Raw genomic sequence first — 16,928 nt, forward strand, 5'->3', positions numbered from 1 at the left:
GTCGTGGGACGACACAGTCGAAAATCCGGGGCGCCCGCTCCGGAGTCCGCTCCGGCACAGGCGCCCGCCGCAGCGCGCCCGCAGGCGCAGCCGGATCCCGCCCCGTACGAGGATCCGTACCCGTACGACGCGTTCGGCAACGAGGCGTTCGCCGGCGACGTCCACGGCGGTGACGTCTTCGGTGACGACGTGTTCGGCAACGGGGCCCCGTACGCCGGGTGGCCCGAGCCGACCGTGACCCACCAGGGATATGTGTCGCAGTACCTGCCCGCCGCCGGTGAGCGGGCCGGCGGCCACCCGCAGAGTTACGAGCAGAGTTACGGATCGGGCGGCGCCTGGGGCGCCCGGCCCGACGCGGGCTCCGACTCCGGTGCCGTGTACGGGGACTGGCGCGGAGTGCCGCGTTCCCGCCCCGAGGCCCCCGTGGCCGGGGCGGCGGCTCCGGCCGCGCTCCTGGACTCCGGCACCCCTGCCTTCGGCACACCCGCCGTGGGCTTCCCGCAGGTCACCCTGACGCCGCCGGAGCAGGTCCCCGCGTACGGGGGGCCGGAGGCCGACGCCTTCACCTCCACCGGATCGCACCGCCGGGTGCCCGGCCCGCGCAGGCCGGCCGACGCCGGGACGGTGGCCGCCGAGCTCGTCGAGCCCGTCGAGCCCGCCGAGTTCGCCGCCGAGCCCGTCGAGGGTGAGTCCGCCGCCGAGAAGTCCGGCCGCGGCAAGAAGGCCCTCGCGTACACCGGCATGGCCATGGCCGCGGCCGCGGTCACCACCGTTCTCGCGGTGGTCGTCGGGGGCCAGACGTTCCTCGACGGCGACACCGACGAGACCAGGGCCGGCGGGCCCGCCGCCACCGACAAGGACCGCAGCGACCCGGCCGCCTCCCGCTCCGACGGGCGCCCGACCCCGAACGGCGGCGCGGCCGTGCCCGTCGCACCGCCCGCCGTCGCGCCCGCTCCCGAGCTGACCTACGAGCAGCAGATGGCCGCGCAGCTGCCACTCGACCCGAAACTCGCCGGCCCCGGGACCTTCGACACCGTGCCCGGCGTCGCCAAGGCCCCCGGCAAGGGCAAGATCGTGCGCTACCGCGTCGACGTCGAGCAGGGCCTGGGCCTGGACCCGCAGCTCTTCGCCGAGGCCGTGCACCGCACCCTCAACGACGACCGCAGCTGGGGCCACGGCGGCACCAGGACCTTCGAACGGGTGCCGGGCGGCAAGGCCGACTTCGTGATCACCCTCGCCAGTCCCGGCACCACCGGGATCTGGTGTGCCAAGTCGAATCTCGACACCGTCGTCGGCAACGTCTCCTGCGACTCGGCAAGCACCGAGCGGGTGATGATCAACGCCTTCCGCTGGGCCCAGGGTTCCGAGACCTACGGCCCGGACCAGATGCTGACCTACCGTCAGATGCTGATCAACCACGAGGTCGGGCACCGGCTCGGACACGACCACGTCAACTGCCGCACCCCCGGAGCGCTCGCCCCGGTCATGCAGCAGCAGACCAAGTCCCTCAACATCGACGGCATCCAGTGCAAGCCCAACCCCTGGGCGTTCCCGGAGAGCTGACGCACCCCGCCCGGCTTCCCCGCCCGGCGGCCCCGGCCCCTGTGCCGCGGCGCTTTCGAGGCTGTACTTCTAGCGTGCTCGAACGCGAACCGTACGGGAAAGTTACGACTCTTCACCCCTTCCGGTGGCGCGACGGACAACCGTCCGTCGCGCCACCGGCAGATCCGCTTGAGTTCTCCAGCGGCGGGTCGCCTGACCGACGGCGACCGCCTGAACCGGGAGATCGGGGGTGCCACTCGTGCGGATCGGACTGCTCACGGAAGGTGGTTATCCGTATGCGACGGGCGAGGCCAGGCTGTGGTGCGACCGGCTCGTGCGCGGACTCCCGCAGCACGAGTTCGAGCTCTACGCGCTGAGCCGCAGCGCCGAGCAGGAGCGCACCCGGATCCCGCTGCCCGAGCACGTCACCCGGGTCCGCACGGCCGCCCTGTGGGCCCCCGCCGACGACGGGCGGACCTACTCCCGGCGCGAGCGGCGGCGTTTCGCCGACTGCTTCAAGGAGCTGGTCCACGGCATCTGCGCCGCAGCGCCGGAGGCCTTCGCCACCGGACTGTACGGACTCGCCGACCTCGCCCGCGAACAGGGCGGGCTGTACGCGGCCCTGCGCTCCGAGTCCGCGGTGCGGGCGCTGGAGGCCGCCTGCCGGGCCCCGGGCGCGAGCCGCTCCGTACAGGCGGCGCAGGTGACCGACCTGCTCCGGTTCGTGGACGAACTGGAGGCCATGCTGCGGCCGCTGTCCCTCGACTGGTACGAGGAGAACGCCCGGGGCGAGGGCCTCGGCGCGGTCGACGTCTGCCACGCCGCCGCGGGCGGGGTGGCGGCGCTCCCCGGTCTTCTGGCCAAACGCTTCTTCGGGGTCCCGCTGCTGGTCACCGAGTACGGGGTCCAGCTGCGCGCCCACTACCTGACCCATTTCGGCGCGGGGGAGGGCGAGGAGCCCCGCCCCGCCGTGCGGGCCCTGCTCGGCGCCTTCCACCTGCGGCTCGCCTCCGAGATCTACGCCCGCGCCGACTTCCTGACCCCCGGCAACGCCCACGCCCGGCGCTGGCAGGAGCGCTGCGGCGCCACCCGCGACCGGCTGCGGACGGTCCACCCCGGGATGGAGGCGGACCGATTCGCCACCGTCGGGGAGGCCGCCGACCGCGGAGACCCCGACACGCTCGTCTGGGCCGGCCGGGTGGAGCCCGCCAAGGACCTCATCGCCCTGCTGCACGCCTTCGCCGAGGTCCGCAGGGCCGAGCCGCGCGCCCGGCTGCGGATCTTCACCACGGCCGCCGACCCCGGCTACCTCGCCGACTGCCGCTCCCTCGCCGCGCAGCTGTTCCCCGACGAGGCCGCCGACTGCGTCACCGTCGGCGAGAACCCGGTCGCCTTCGAGGAGATCGGCGGACCCGAGGCGCCCTCCGCGGCCGAGGCGTACGGCGCCGGACGGATCGTCGTGCTGTCCTCCGTGATCGAGGGCTTCCCCGTGACCCTGGCCGAGGCGATGCTCTGCGGCCGCGCCACCGTCTCCACCGACGTGGGCGCGGTGCGCGAGGTCATCGGCGGCACCGGACTCGTCGTCCCGCCCCGCAACCCACGGGCGCTCGCCGAGGCCTGCCTGTCCCTGCTCGGGGACACCGAGCGGGCCGAGCGCCTCGGCGCGGCCGCCCGGGCACGGGCCCTGGAGCTGTTCACCGTCGAGCAGAACATCACCGCCTTCCAGGAGATCTACCTGCGGCTGCTGGCCAAGGGCTCCGAACGGCCCGACGGTGGCGTCCCCTTCGCCCGGCCCCCGGAGGCGCGGGTGCCCGGCCACTGGACCAGCCCGACCTGGGCCAAGCCCGCACCGGACCCGACCTCGGAGGCTGCCGTATGACCACCGTCGACCCCGACACCGCGGCCCCGCCGGCACCCGGATCCCGGGCCTCCGGCGACAGCGCCCCCGCCGCAGCGCCGGACCGGGCTCCGCAGGACGGCACCGCGGGCGCGGCGTCGCCGGGCCACCGCCCCGGATCCGGCTCGCCGAACTCCCCCGACCGGGCCGGCAGCCCGCGGGCAGCGACACCGCAGGCGCGACCGCGGGTCGCGGGGGATCCCGTCAAGGCCCTGCTGCACCGGCACCGCGAGCTGTGCGAGCGGGCCGTGGACCCCCTGGAGATCGCCGCCGGCCTGGAGGCCCACGGCATCACCGACCGCACCGCCGCCCGCTTCCGCCACCGCGACGTCTTCTCCCTCGCCGAGGAGCTGTACGCCCGCAGCCCGCGCGGAGAGGCGCCCGCCGCCGCGCCGGCCCTGGTCCCGCCCGGACCGGCCGCCTACCGCCGTTTCGGCTGCGCGCTGCTGCCCGGAGCCCTCGCCACCGGTGCGGCCGCCGCGGCCCAGAGCTGGGCCGGGCCCGCCGCGGTGGCCGTCACCGTCGCCGCGCTGGTGTGGCCGGGGCGGGCCGCCGGGGGCCGGTTCCCCTGGCTCGCGCACCTGCTCGCCGCAGCCGTCACCGGCTGGGCGGCGTACCGGTACGGCACCGCCCTCGCGGTCGGCCTCGCGCTGGCCGTGGGTCCCGGGCACCTGCTCGCCGCCGGCTTCGCCGCCGGGGCCCGGGCCCGGCTCGATGCGAGCCGCGCCCTGGAGGACTTCGCCGACCGGGTCCGGCCGCTGCTGTTCACGGCCGTCGCCGGCTTCACCGCGGCCGCCGCCGCGGCGGCCGCGGTCGCCGGCGCACCCCTCACGGCGGCCGCGCCGCTCGCCCTGCTGCTCTTCCTGACCCGGCTCCTGCTGCGGCACGGATCCCGTCGCGGACCCGTCGCCGCCGCACTCGCCCTCGCCCTGATCCCGGTCCCGGCGGCGGCCCCCGCCGCCGCGGCCGCCCTCCTCGTCCACGCCGTCCTCGCCCTGTCCCGCGCATCCGCGCACGCGAGGCCCTGACGCCCCCGGGACCGCAGCCAGCCCTTCGGAGCCGACGCCGAGGAGTCCTGGCCGTACCCCGTCCGTCCACTCGTCCACCCGTCCGCAAGGAGAAACAGACATGACCGGCCAGCCAACCGACCAAGGGGTCACGCGATGAGGGTGTTGCTGATCGGAGCCAACGGATACCTCGGCCGCTACGTCGCCGACCGGCTGCTCGCCGACCCCGCCGTCCAGCTCACCGCGCTCGGCCGCGGCGACGACGCCGACGTCCGCTTCGACCTCGCCACCGGCAGCCCCGGAGCCCTCACCCGCTTCCTCGACGCCGTCCACCCGGGCGTCGTCATCAACTGCGCCGGAGCCACCCGGGGCGGGGCCCGCGAACTCACCCGGCACAACACCGTCGCCGTCGCGACGATCTGCGAGTCGCTGCGCCGCAGCGGCTGCGGGGCCCGGCTCGTGCAGCTCGGCTGCGCCGCGGAGTACGGACCCAGCCAGCCCGGATCCTCCACGGCCGAGGACGCCGTGCCGAGACCCGGCGGACCGTACGGCGTCAGCAAGCTGGCCGCCACCGAGCTGGTGCTGGGCTCCGGGCTGGACGCCGTCGTACTGCGGATCTTCTCGCCCGTCGGCCCCGGCACCCCCGCCGGATCACCGCTCGGCCGGCTCGCCGAGGCCATGCGCCGTGCGATGCAGGCGGGCGACGGCGAGCTGAAGCTCAGCGGGCTCGGCGTGCAGCGCGACTTCGTCGACGTACGGGACGTGGCACGGGCCGTGCACGCCGCATCCCTGTCAGCCGCTCAGGGCGTGGTGAACATCGGCACCGGCCGCGCGGTCCGGCTGCGCGACGCGGCCGCCGTCCTGGCCCGGGTCGCCGGGTACGGCGGAGCCCTGCACGAGCTGGACGTACCGCACGGCGGACCCCAGCAGGGTCACGGACACCCCGGCCGCCCGGCCGGGCTCGCCTCCATCGGGTCGCCCCGCTCCGAGGCCACCGTCGAGCAGCTCGCCGCCACGGGCCCTCAGCCCTTCCCGTACCCCGACGGCTGCGGGGCCTGGCAGCAGGCGGACGTGCGCACCGCCCGCGACCGGCTCGGCTGGCGTCCCCGGATCGGGCTGGAGGAGTCCCTCGCGGACATCTGGATGGAGGCGGCGTGCCGCATCTGACCACGCCTCCCGGAGCGCTCGCGGCGGCCGCCACCGGGGCCGGCCGCCTCGGGCTGGGTATCCCCGGCTACGCGCACCCGCTGCTCGCCCCCGTGGAATGGGCCGAGCTGACCCGCCCCGGCACCCCGCTGCACTGGGCCGTGCTGAACGTCGCGGACGGCCCGGGCGGGCGGCCCGACCCGCACTGCACCGAGGCGGCCGCCAAGCTGCACGGCGCGGGCGGCACGGTCCTCGGCCATCTCGCGATGCGGGACGGATCGAGGTCCTTCGGGGAGCTGGTCTCCGACGCCCACCGCTTCCGGGACTGGTACGGGGTCGGCGGCTTCTACCTCGCCGGGACCCCGTCCTACCGGGCGGACCTGGCCTCGGTGCGGCGGGTCGTCGACAGCCTGCGCGGCCTGGGCGAGGACCTGTGGATCGTGCTGGGACACGGCACGCACCCGTACGAGGGCTACGCGGAGGCCGCCGACCAGCTGGTCACCTTCTCCGGGGCCTGGACCGACTACCGCTGGTCGCAGGTGGCGGAGTGGACCGCGGACCATCCGCCCGAGCGGTTCTGCCACCTGGTCCACGGGGTGCCGCGCACCCATCTGGAGGAGGCGATGCGGATCGCCCGCTGGCAGGGCGCCGGCACCATCTGGTTCACCGACCGCCGCGCCGTCGGGGACCGCGACCCGTGGGCGTCCATGCCCGGGTACTGGGACGAAATCGTCTCACGTGTCGGAACAGGTGTCTTGGAATGAAGACGGGCGTGGCAGTGTTACGGAGAGAACCACCGTTAAGTCGTAACCCATCTACGGAGTCCCCGTGTCGCTGCCACCCCTGGTCGAGCCGGCTGCTGAGCTCACCGTTGACGAGGTCCGTCGGTACTCCCGCCACCTGATCATCCCGGATGTCGGGATGGACGGTCAGAAGCGCCTCAAGAACGCCAAGGTGCTGGCCGTGGGCGCGGGCGGCCTCGGTTCGCCCGCCCTCATGTACCTGGCCGCGGCCGGCGTCGGCACGCTGGGCATCGTGGAGTTCGACGAGGTCGACGAGTCGAACCTGCAGCGCCAGATCATCCACAGCCAGTCGGACATCGGCCGCTCCAAGGCCGAGTCCGCCCGCGACAGCGTGCTGGGCATCAATCCGTACGTGAACGTGGTCCTTCACGAAGAGCGGCTCGAGGCCGAGAACGTGATGGAGATCTTCAGCCAGTACGACCTCATCGTCGACGGCACGGACAACTTCGCCACGCGCTACCTCGTCAACGACGCCTGCGTGCTGCTGAACAAGCCGTACGTGTGGGGTTCGATCTACCGCTTCGACGGCCAGGCCTCGGTCTTCTGGTCCGAGCACGGCCCGTGCTACCGCTGCCTCTACCCGGAGCCCCCGCCGCCGGGCATGGTCCCGAGCTGCGCCGAGGGCGGCGTCCTGGGCGTGCTCTGCGCGTCCATCGGCTCCATCCAGGTCACCGAGGCCATCAAGGTCCTCACGGGTGTCGGCGAGCCGCTGGTCGGCCGACTGATGATCTACGACGCCCTGGAGATGCAGTACCGCCAGGTCAAGGTCCGCAAGGACCCCGACTGCGCGGTCTGCGGTCCGAACGCGACCGTCAAGGAACTCATCGACTACGAGGCCTTCTGCGGCGTCGTGTCGGAGGAGGCCCAGGAGGCGGCCGCCGGCTCCACGATCACCCCGAAGCAGCTCAAGGAGTGGATCGACACCGACGAGCCGATCGAGATCATCGACGTCCGTGAGGTCAACGAGTACGAGATCGTCTCGATCCCGGGCGCGAAGCTGATCCCCAAGGGCGAGTTCCTGATGGGCGGCGCCCTCCAGGACCTCCCGCAGGACAAGCGCATCGTCTTGCACTGCAAGACGGGTGTCCGCAGTGCGGAAGTCCTCGCGGTCCTGAAGTCCGCGGGCTTCGCCGACGCGGTCCACGTCGGCGGCGGCGTCATCGGCTGGGTCCACCAGATCGAGCCCGAGAAGCCGGTCTACTGATCCGTTCGCGAGACTGATCCGTTCACGAAGGGGCCGTACCCGCACGCTCGTCGCGGGTACGGCCCCTTCGTGCTGCCTCAGGCGCCGAGGGGTTCCACCGGGGCCGACGGCTGTGCGGGGGGCTGCGTGGCGTCCGGCGGCGGGGTGCAGACGGTGTTCGCGGCGGGGACCTTCCCGTCCAGCAGGTAGGAGTTCACCGCCCCCTGCACGCACGGGTCGCCGCTGTTGTACGCCCCGTGCCCCTCGCCCTTGTACGTGAGCTCCACGCCGACACCGGGGCCGAGCCGCTCGACCATCTTGCGGGCGCCCTCGTAGGGGGTGGCCGGGTCGCCGGTGTTGCCGATCACCAGGATCGGGTCGGCGCCCGGGGCGGAGACGTCCGGCGTCGAGGAGGTGCCGGGCACCGGCCAGCCGGTGCAGCCCATCATGGCCCAGCCGAGGAAGTCCCCGAAGACCGGCGAGGCGGCGCGGAACTCCGGCAGCTTCGCCCTGGTCTGCTCCAGGGTGTACCGGTCCTTGGAGTCGACGCAGTTGATCGCCGTGTTGGCGGCGCCGATGTTGCTGTAGTTGCCGTGCTGGTCGCGGCCGTTGAGGGCGTCGGACAGCGCCATCAGCAGCTGCCCCTGGCCGCCCTCCGCCTCGTCCAGCCCCTGTTCCAGCAGCGGCCACAGCTCCTGCGAGTAGAGGGCCTGGGCGATGCCGTTGGTCGCCGAGGACTCGGTGAGCATCCGGTCCCCGATCCCCGGGATGGGTTTGGCGGCCAGCTGCTTCTGCAGCTTGATGATGTTGTCCTCGATCTCCTTGACGGTGCTGCCCTGCAGCCGGCACTCGTCGCCGCGGTCCACACAGTCCTGCGCGAAGTTGCCGAGGGCCAGCTGGAAGCCCTTGGCCTGGCCGAGCGCCCCCTCCTCGGAGGTCGCGGTCGGGTCGACGACGGCGTCGAAGACGGCCCGGCCGACTTTCTCCGGGAAGAGGTGGGCGTAGACGCCGCCGAGCTCGGTCCCGTAGGAGATCCCGAAGTAGTTGAGCTTCTCGTCGCCGAGGGCCTGGCGGATCCGGTCGAGGTCGCGGGCGGCGTTCTCGGTGCCGACGTACGGGAGCACCTTCCCGGACTTCGCCTCGCAGGCCTGCTGGTACCTGCGGGTGTTGTCGAGGTACGCCTTCACCGCCTCCGGGGTGTCGGGGGAGGACTCCGAGGCGTAGTACGCGTCGAGCTGCTTGTCGTCCAGGCACAGGACGGGGGCGCTGCGCCCCACCCCGCGCGGGTCAAAGCTCACCAGGTCGTAGCGCTCGCGCAGCGCCTCGTACTCCTTGGCGGCGCCGGGCAGGGTGGTGATCCCGGACCCGCCGGGGCCGCCGAAGTTGAACACGAGCGAGCCGAGGCGCTCGTCCTGCTTCCTGGCCTTCGCCCGGATCAGAGCGAGAGGAATCGTTTCTCCTTCGGGGTCCGCGTAGTCGAGCGGCACATGGAGCGTGGCGCACTGCCAGCCCTTGGGCGGGGCCTGCCCGCCCCCCTCGGTAACCGTCGGGGCCTCGCAGTCCCCCCACTTCAGAGGGGGCGCCCCTTCGGTGCCGCCGGCCTTGGGCGTCTTCTCCTCCCCGCTGTCGGAACAGCCACCGGTACCGGCCGCACCGGCCAGGAGAGCGACGGCGACGGCGACCCGCAGGAGGTATTTGGGCATGTCACCATCCTGCGCGTCCCCGCCGTGCCCCGCCCGCGCGCTGACCCGTTCGGGTAGCCCGGAGCCCGCCCGCGTTTGCCCCCGCCCTGCGCCAGGACCTCCCGGCGGGCGCGGGCGCCGAGCGCCGTCGGGGGTACGGGGGCACCCCGTAGCGAAACGCCGGGGTACGGGGCGCGGGCCCCGTACCCCCCGCAGACCGAGCCGGAGGCTAGATCGCTTCCTTGCGGGTCAGGAAGTTGAACGAGATCCACCCCGGCAGCACCGGCAGCCAGAACGTCATCAGACGGAACAGCAGCACCGCCGAGATCGCGACCTCCTTCTCCAGCCCCGCCGCGATCAGCCCCAGCGTCAGGGTGGTCTCCACCGCGCCCATGCCGCCCGGCGTCGGCGCCGCCGACCCCAGCGCGTTGCCCGCGAGGAACACCACCGCGATGCTCGCGTAGCTGATGGCCTCGCCGCCCCCGAACGCCCTGATCGACGCGTCCAGGCACATCACGAAACAGCCGGTCAGCAGCAGCATCCCGCCGATGCCGGTCATCAGCTTCTTCGGCCGCTGGAGCACGTCCAGCATGCGCGGCACCACGCCCGCGAACAGCGCCCGCACCCGCGTGACCACGAACTTCCGCATGAACGGCACCGCCGTCACCACCAGCACGAGGACCGCCACCGTCAGCAGCCCCGCGATGACCGCCCGGGACGGGGTCATCTCCGGGGTCTTCTCGGTCCCGGTCAGGTAGCCGAAGGACAGCAGCAGCAGGATGTGGCTGGCCAGACCGAACAGCTGCGAGGCGCCCACGCTCGCGACCGCCAGCCCCGGCCGGACGCCCGCCCGCTGCAGGAAGCGCGTGTTCAGCGCGACGCCGCCGACCGCCGCCGGGGCCACCAGCTTCACGAACGACCCGGCCACCTGCGCGACGACCGTCCGCAGGAACGACACCCGCTCCGGCACGAAGCCCAGCAGGCTCATCGCCGCCGCGAAGTAGCTGAGCGCCGAGAAGGCGAGCGCCGCCCCGACCCAGCCCCACTGCGCGTCGCCGATGATGGTCCCGAAATCCACGTGCGCGAGCTGCGTGAGCAGGAAGTACGCACCGAACGCGCCCGCGATGAACGACACCAGGGTGCGCGGCCGGATCCGCTCCAGCCGGGCCGGCTCCACCGGCGCCTGCGGGCGGATCAGCAGCACCTGCCGGCGGATCTGGCTCAGCAGGTCCTCCTCGCGGACCTCGTCCATCGCGTCGTCGAGGGCCCGCTTCTCGGCCTTGCGCTCGGCGGCGGCCGAGGTCGGGGCCGAGCCGGCCGCGGATCCCGCCTCGCGCGCGGCCTTCGCCGCCCGCGAGGACTCCAGTACGGCCTCCCGCTCGCGCTCCGCCCGCTCCCGGGCCCGCTTGCGCAGCGTCGCCCGGGTGGAACGGCTCAGCGCGATCGGCTGGAGCAGCGGCAGGCAGTCCGCCACGATGTCCGGGCCGAGCACCGACACCGCCGAGGCCACCGCGCGCTCCGCCCCGACCCGCAGGCCCAGGGTGGCCAGCAGCTGCGCGACGTCCATCCGGAGCACCAGGTCACCTGCCGCGATCTCGCCGCCGCGCAGGTCGGTCAGGATGACATTGCCGGAACGATCCACCACCAGTGCGTCGCCGGTGAGCCTGCGGTGCGCGATCCGCCGCGACTGCAGGGCGTGCACCTGCTCCCACGCGTTGCGGATCAGGTCGTCGGTGATCTCCTCGTCGGACAGGGAGTCCAGGGTCCGGCCGTCCAGGTGCTCGTAGACGAGCATCACCGCGTCCGGACCCAGCTCGGATGTCGCGATCAGCTTCGGCGCGTTCGCCCCGGCCGCGATGGCCGCGTACGCGAGGAGTGCCTCCTGCTCCAGGGCCTGCCGCAGTGACTGCAGGCTGCGGCGGGTGGTGATACCGCGCAGGGTGAGCCGGCGCCAGACCCGGTAGAAGAAGCCCTGGGCCTGCTGTTCCCGGTCGACGACGGTCACGTCGAGCGGGGGACCGTCCTCCAGGGTGACGTGGTAGCGGCGGCCGCGGTCGCCGGTCTCGGACGCCTCGGGGCCGTCGGGCATCTCGGCGCGCATCGCGCTGACCGGCTGGAAGCCGACGCGGCGCAGCCCGGCGAGGAGGTTCTGCCCGGTGGGGCGCACGTTCGGGGAGCCGACGGCGTACAGGGTGCCGTAGGCCACGCTCCAGCCGATCAGCACGGTGAGGATGATCGAGAAGGGGGTGGTGTAGCCGTTGACCAGCATGGTGAACGCGTTGAGCAGCAGGACCACCCACAGCGCGACGCGCCAGTGGGGTCTGCGGGTCATGCCCACCGCGGTCATGTAGGCGATCACCGGCGCGAGGTAGCCGTGCACGGGGTCGGTGAGGGTCCCGCCGCCCGCAGGACGGGTGAGGGCGTCCTGGATGGTGTCGGGGGCGGCCTGGGAGACCCACAGGTCGGTGGCGAGGGTGACGCCGTGCGCGAGGACGGCGGCGAGCACGCCGTCGGCGATGCGCAGCCCGTCGCGTTTGATCAGCCGTTCGATGGCAAAGGCCACGGGGAGCAGCAGCACCGCGATGCTGGAGACCAGCGCCGCGACCTTGATCAGCAGGTCCGGAGCCTGGCCGGTGCCCTTGCTGATGTCCTCCTCCAGGCCGACGGTGGTGCCGTGGGCGAAGGCGGCGATGCCCAGCAGCACGGCGATGCCGAGGATGCCGACGAGGAGGCGTACGAGGTCGGAGGGCCGGTGCACGCGGGCGGCGAGCAGCGGTTCGTCGACCTCGACCCGGTCGGCGGCGGTGGGGGCGTGCCCGTGCGGGGCCTCGGTGTCCTCCGGGTCCCCGGCGGCCTCCGTGCCGTCGGCGGCCGCGCCGCGGGTGCGGCCGGCCGGGAGTCCCGGGGCATGGCCCGGCGCGAGGTCCCGGAGACGGTCCTGCGGGCGGTCCGGCAGGGGGTGGTCCCGGGGGCTGTCCGGCAGGGGGTCATGGGGGCGGTTCTGCGGATGGTCCTGTGCGTGGTCCTGCGGGAGGGAGGCGGGGCCGTCGCCAGGGCGCGCGCCATCGTCCCCCGCCGCGCCTTCCGGAGGGCTCACACCCTGCTCCTTCGTCGTCACATCCGTCTCTTCTTGATCACGTATCACCAGTCACCGCCCGGAAGATGGTGGCACGGACCGAGGGGCCCTCGGGGCATCAGGGTGCGCGCCGGTCCGGAACCACAACTTCCACCGACGGGGGGCCGGCGTACTGCACCATGTGCCGAATGAGTGATGAGCTGCCCGCGTACGCGGAGCGCGTACTGGAGGCCGTCGAGAGTATTCCGCCCGGCCGGGTGATGACATACGGGGACGTCGCCGAATGGCTCGGCGAGGGAGGGCCGCGCCAGGTCGGGCGCGTCATGGCCCTGTACGGCGGAGCCGTGCCCTGGTGGCGCGTGGTGCGGGCGGACGGCATGCCGCTGCCCGGGCACGAGGCGCGGGCCCTGGAGCACTACCGGACCGAGGCGACGCCGCTGCGTCCGACCGCCGGCGGCGAGCCGCGCCTGGACATGCGCCGGGCACGCTGGGACGGGTACTCCGGACCGGACGGCGGACCGGACGGCGGACCCGGCGGACAGGGTGGCGGACCCGGCGGACCGGACGGCGGGCGCGACGAGGCTCACACCTGACAGCTTCGGCCATGCGGCGCCGGGGCGGGCGGTCGGACGGCGGTGCGAACGCCCGTCCGGGGTAGCCGGGGGGACTGCGCGGCGCGCGCCGGTTGCCGTAGCGTTGCCTCTTCGGCTTCCGCGCGAGCCGGCACCGCACCACCGCCCCACCACGCAGACCCACCAGGACCGGCACCTCACGTGATCACCTCTTCCTCCGGCCGCACCGAACGGCGGCGTACGCGGACCTCCGACGCGTACCGCCTCGTGCGCACCGGGCCGGAACGGGTGGATCCCCCTGTGCTGGACGCAGCGCAGCGGGCGGTGGTTGACCACCCCGGCGGACCACTGCTGGTGCTGGCCGGACCGGGCACCGGGAAGACGACCACGCTGGTCGAGGCCGTCGCCGCCCGGGTGGAAGCGGGTACGGACCCCTCCCGGATCCTGATCCTCACCTTCAGCCGCAAGGCGGCGGTCGAACTGCGCGACCGGGCCGCCCTGCGGCTCGGAGGTGCCCGCGCCCCGCAGGCCACCACCTTCCACTCCTTCTGCTACGGCCTGGTCCGGGCCCACCAGGACACCGACCTCTTCGCCGACCCGCTGCGGCTGCTGTCCGGCCCCGAGCAGGACGTGATGGTCCGCACCCTGCTGGAGGGCCAGCGCCGGATCCGCTCGATCCGCTGGCCGGACGACCTGCGGGCCGCGCTGACCACGCGCGGGTTCGCCGACGAGGTCCGGGCGGTCCTCGCCCGCGCCCGCGAGCTGGGTCTGGGCCCGACGGCCCTCGCCGACTTCGCGGAGCGCATCGGCCGCCCCGACTGGAAGGCGGCGGCGGCCTTCCTCTCCGAATACCTGGACGTCCTGGACATACAGGGCACGCTGGACTACGCGGAACTCCTGCACCGCGCGGTCCTCCTCGCGGAGCGCACGCCGTCACTGGCCTCGGCCTACGACGCGATCTTCGTCGACGAGTACCAGGACACGGACGCCTCGCAGCTGCGGCTGCTGCGGGCCCTGGCCGGGCGCGGCGGCACACTGGTCGCCTTCGGCGACCCGGACCAGTCGATCTACGCCTTCCGCGGCGCCGACATCAACAACGTGCTGGACTTCGCGTCCGCCTTCCCGGGCGCGCAGGTCAGGGCCCTGACGGTGGGCCGCCGCTCGCGCGCCGCCATCCTGGAGGCGACCCGCCTCCTCACCACCCGCATGCCGCTGCCCCGCCTCCCCGCGGACGCGGTCCGCGCGCACCGCGCCCTGCGGGCCACGCGGGAGGGCGGCCGGGTGGAGGTCTTCACCTACCCGACGGCCGGCGCCGAACTGGACAACATCGCCGACATCCTGCGCCGGGCCCACCTGGAGGACGGCGTGCCCTGGCAGGACATGGCCGTCCTGGTCCGCGCGGGCGGCCGCACCCTGCCGGCGATGCGCCGCGCCCTGATCGCGGCGGGAGTCCCGGTCGAGACGGACGGCACGGACACCCCCCTCCGCCACGAACCGGCAGTGGCCCCCCTCCTCACAGCCCTCCGCCTCACGGCCACCTGGCCGGCGGGTCTCCCGGGCGAGCCCGGCCCGCAGCCCCACCCTGCGGACGCTCCCGCAGCCGAGCCCGCCGCGCAGACCGCTCCTGCGGAGCCGGCCCCGGCCGCCGGCCCGCCGCCGGCTGCCGCCGCAGGTGAGTCCGGCGGCGAGCAGCACGCCGTCCCGCCGGCCCAGGACACCGGGCCGGCCTCGGGCGAGCCCGCTGCACCCGCGGGCGGCGCACCGGCCGCCACCGCCCCCGGCGGGGCGGCCCCGGCGACGGGCTCCGCCGGCGGGTCCCCGGCCGCCGATGCCACGGGACCTGCCGCCGAGGCCGTCGCCGAGGGCGAGCCCGGCCGGCAGCCGCAGCACGCGGACACGGCCCCGGCAGCGGGCCCCGTGCCGCCTGCGGCCCGTGCGCCGGAGGCGGCCGCGGACCCCGCCGACGGTTCGGGGGCGTACCCCGGCGAAGCCGACGCGGGCACGGGCGGACTGCCCGAGGACACCGCGGACCGCGGAACGGGATCCGGGGCGGGCCACGGAGAATCCGCCGACCACGCCGGAGGCGTCGAGGCGGCGCTCACCCTGCTCACCTCCCCCCTCGGCGGCATGGACACCGCCGACCTGCGGCGGCTCGGCCGCGCCCTGCGTGACGAGGAGCGCGCCGCAGGCGTCAAGGTGCCCGCACCCTCCGACGTACTGCTCGCCCGCGCCCTCGCCGAGCCCGAGCGCCTCACCGCGCACGACCCGGCGTACGCCCGCGGCGCGCAGCGCCTCGGCCTGCTCCTGCGCAAGGCCCGCGAGCTCCTCCAGGGCGGCGGCACCGCCGAAGAGGCCCTGTGGATCCTCTGGGACGGCACCCCCTGGCCCGACCGCCTCGAACGCCAGGCCCGCCGCGGCGGCCCGGCCGGCCGCAACGCCGACCGGGACCTCGACGCCGTCTGCGCCCTCTTCGACACCGCCGCCCGCGCCGAGGACCGTACCGGCGGCAGCGGCGCGCTCAACTTCCTCGAACAACTGGAGGCGGAGGACATCGCCGCCGACACGTTGACGACCCGCACCACCCGCCCCGACGCCGTCCGGCTGATGACCGCCCACCGCTCCAAGGGCCTGGAGTGGTCCCTCGTCGTCGTCGCCGGCGTCCAGGAGGGCCTGTGGCCCGACCTCCGCCGCCGCGGCTCCCTCCTGGAGGCCGACCGGATCGGCCGCGACGGCCTCGCCGAACCGCTCACCCCCGGCGCCCTCCTCGCCGAGGAACGCCGCCTCTTCTACGTCGCCGCCACCCGCGCCCGCGACCGCCTCGTCGTCACCGCCGTCAAGGCCCCCGCCGAGGACGGCGACCAGCCCTCCCGCCTCCTCACCGAGCTCGGCGTCACCCCGAAGGACGTCACCGGCCGGCCCCGCCGCCCCCTCGCCGTCCCGGCGCTCGTCGCCGAGCTGCGCGCCACCACCGTCGACCCGGACGCCTCGCCCGCCCTGCGCGACGCGGCCGCCCGCCGCCTCGCCCGCCTCGCCGCGCTCACCGACGACGAGGACCGCCCCCTGGTGCCCGCCGCGCACCCGCAGCGCTGGTGGGGCCTGTACGAGCCCACCCGCAGCAGCGTCCCGCTGCGCGACCGGGACCGGCCCGTCGCCCTCTCCGGCAGCGCCCTGGACCAGCTCGCCAACACCTGCTCCCTGCAGTGGTTCCTCGGCCGCGAGGTCAAGGCCGACGCCCCCTCCACCGCCGCCCAGGGCTTCGGCAACGTCGTCCACGTCCTCGCCGACGAGGTCGCCTCCGGCCGCACCCCCGCCGACCTGGCCGTCCTCATGGAACGCCTCGACTCGGTCTGGGACGCCCTCGCCTTCGACGCGCCGTGGAAGTCGGCCCAGGAGAAGGACAACGCCCGCGCCGCCCTCGAACGCTTCCTGCGCTGGCACACCACCGACCGCGGGGGCCGGGCGGCCGTGGCCACCGAGCACGAGTTCGACGTCACGCTCGAAGCCGGCGACGTCGCCGTTCGCGTCCGCGGCTCCATGGACCGGGTCGAGACCGACCCGCAGGGCCGCGCGTACGTCGTCGACTTCAAGACGGGGAAGTCCGCGCCCACCAAGGACGAGGTCGCCCGCCACCCCCAGCTCGCCGTGTACCAGCTCGCCGTCCGCGAGGGCGCCGTCGACGAGGTCTTCGACGGACTGCGCCCCACCCCCGGCGGCGCCGAGCTCGTCCAGCTCCGCCAGGGCGCCGCGGTCCGCGAGGGCGGCGACGCGGTCCCCAAGGTGCAGGCCCAGGAGCCGCTCGACGGGGAGTGGGTCGGCGACCTGCTCGCGACCGCCGCGGGCCGGGTCCTGGACGAGCGGTTCGCGCCCGCCGCGGGCCGCCACTGCGACCACTGCTCCTTCCGCAGCTCGTGCAGCGCCCGCCCGGAGGGCCGCCAGACGGTCGAGTGAGCCCGGCCGCCCGAGCCCAGGAGGCTACGCACGAGCCCGGCCGCCGCCCGAGCAGCCCGAGGCTTGAGCCCG

General features: G+C 74.7%; 10 protein-coding genes. 8 read left to right on the forward strand and 2 right to left on the reverse strand.

What is annotated here, in order from left to right:
• Positions 1 to 3: 3 nt before the first annotated feature.
• The 6 genes from NRK68_RS22475 (at position 4) to moeZ (ending at position 7,599) form a co-directional block, all read left to right on the forward strand.
• The gene (locus NRK68_RS22475) at positions 4 to 1,563 is read left to right on the forward strand and encodes a DUF3152 domain-containing protein (protein WP_257856540.1); all 1,560 of its coding nucleotides are present in this window, start codon (positions 4 to 6) and stop codon (positions 1,561 to 1,563) included.
• 238 nt (positions 1,564 to 1,801) lie between these two features.
• Positions 1,802 to 3,421: a GT4 family glycosyltransferase PelF gene (pelF, locus tag NRK68_RS22480; RefSeq protein WP_183067448.1), complete on the forward strand. Its 1,620-nt coding sequence runs from the start codon at positions 1,802 to 1,804 to the stop codon at positions 3,419 to 3,421.
• Positions 3,418 to 4,467, forward strand: a complete 1,050-nt coding sequence (locus NRK68_RS22485) for a hypothetical protein (RefSeq protein WP_257856541.1) — start codon at positions 3,418 to 3,420, stop codon at positions 4,465 to 4,467. The genes pelF and NRK68_RS22485 overlap by 4 nt, the downstream gene beginning before the upstream one ends.
• Before the next feature lie 135 nt (positions 4,468 to 4,602).
• On the forward strand, positions 4,603 to 5,613 hold the full coding sequence (locus NRK68_RS22490; protein WP_183067212.1) for an NAD-dependent epimerase/dehydratase: 1,011 nt from the start codon (positions 4,603 to 4,605) through the stop codon (positions 5,611 to 5,613).
• Positions 5,601 to 6,356, forward strand: coding sequence for a spherulation-specific family 4 protein (locus NRK68_RS22495; RefSeq protein WP_257856542.1), 756 nt, complete (start codon positions 5,601 to 5,603; stop codon positions 6,354 to 6,356). Before NRK68_RS22490 ends, NRK68_RS22495 begins: the two co-directional genes overlap by 13 nt.
• Before the next feature lie 64 nt (positions 6,357 to 6,420).
• Positions 6,421 to 7,599 carry an adenylyltransferase/sulfurtransferase MoeZ gene (moeZ, locus tag NRK68_RS22500; RefSeq protein ID WP_183067214.1) on the forward strand — a complete coding sequence of 393 codons (1,179 nt, stop codon included), beginning with the start codon at positions 6,421 to 6,423 and terminating at the stop codon, positions 7,597 to 7,599.
• A gap of 77 nt (positions 7,600 to 7,676) precedes the next feature.
• Here the strand turns inward: moeZ and NRK68_RS22505 are convergent, their stop codons facing one another.
• Positions 7,677 to 9,281, reverse strand: a complete 1,605-nt coding sequence (locus NRK68_RS22505) for an alpha/beta hydrolase (RefSeq protein ID WP_257856543.1) — start codon at positions 9,279 to 9,281, stop codon at positions 7,677 to 7,679.
• 208 nt (positions 9,282 to 9,489) lie between these two features.
• On the reverse strand, positions 9,490 to 12,357 hold the full coding sequence (locus NRK68_RS22510) for a lysylphosphatidylglycerol synthase transmembrane domain-containing protein (RefSeq protein WP_373023632.1): 2,868 nt from the start codon (positions 12,355 to 12,357) through the stop codon (positions 9,490 to 9,492).
• Between the two features lie 65 nt (positions 12,358 to 12,422).
• Here NRK68_RS22510 and NRK68_RS22515 point away from each other — a divergent pair, with 65 nt between their 5' ends.
• Both NRK68_RS22515 and NRK68_RS22520 read left to right on the forward strand, forming a co-directional pair.
• Positions 12,423 to 12,929, forward strand: a complete 507-nt coding sequence (locus tag NRK68_RS22515; RefSeq protein ID WP_373023633.1) for an MGMT family protein — start codon at positions 12,423 to 12,425, stop codon at positions 12,927 to 12,929.
• Between the two features lie 246 nt (positions 12,930 to 13,175).
• Complete coding sequence (locus NRK68_RS22520; RefSeq protein WP_373024498.1) at positions 13,176 to 16,856, forward strand: ATP-dependent helicase; 3,681 nt, start codon at positions 13,176 to 13,178, stop codon at positions 16,854 to 16,856.
• Positions 16,857 to 16,928 lie beyond the last annotated feature (72 nt).

It is taken from the genome of Streptomyces yangpuensis, from assembly GCF_024666385.1.
Taxonomy (GTDB): Bacteria; Actinomycetota; Actinomycetes; order Streptomycetales; family Streptomycetaceae; genus Streptomyces; species Streptomyces yangpuensis.

Bases quoted from the DNA above. Each gene is read 5' to 3' on its own strand.
- NRK68_RS22485 (WP_257856541.1), top strand. From the start codon at position 3,418: ATGACCACCGTCGACCCCGACACCGCGGCCCCGCCGGCACCCGGATCC.
- NRK68_RS22490 (WP_183067212.1), top strand. From the start codon at position 4,603: ATGAGGGTGTTGCTGATCGGAGCCAACGGATACCTCGGCCGCTACGTC.
- NRK68_RS22505 (WP_257856543.1), bottom strand. From the start codon at position 9,281: ATGCCCAAATACCTCCTGCGGGTCGCCGTCGCCGTCGCTCTCCTGGCC.
- NRK68_RS22515 (WP_373023633.1), top strand. From the start codon at position 12,423: ATGGTGGCACGGACCGAGGGGCCCTCGGGGCATCAGGGTGCGCGCCGG.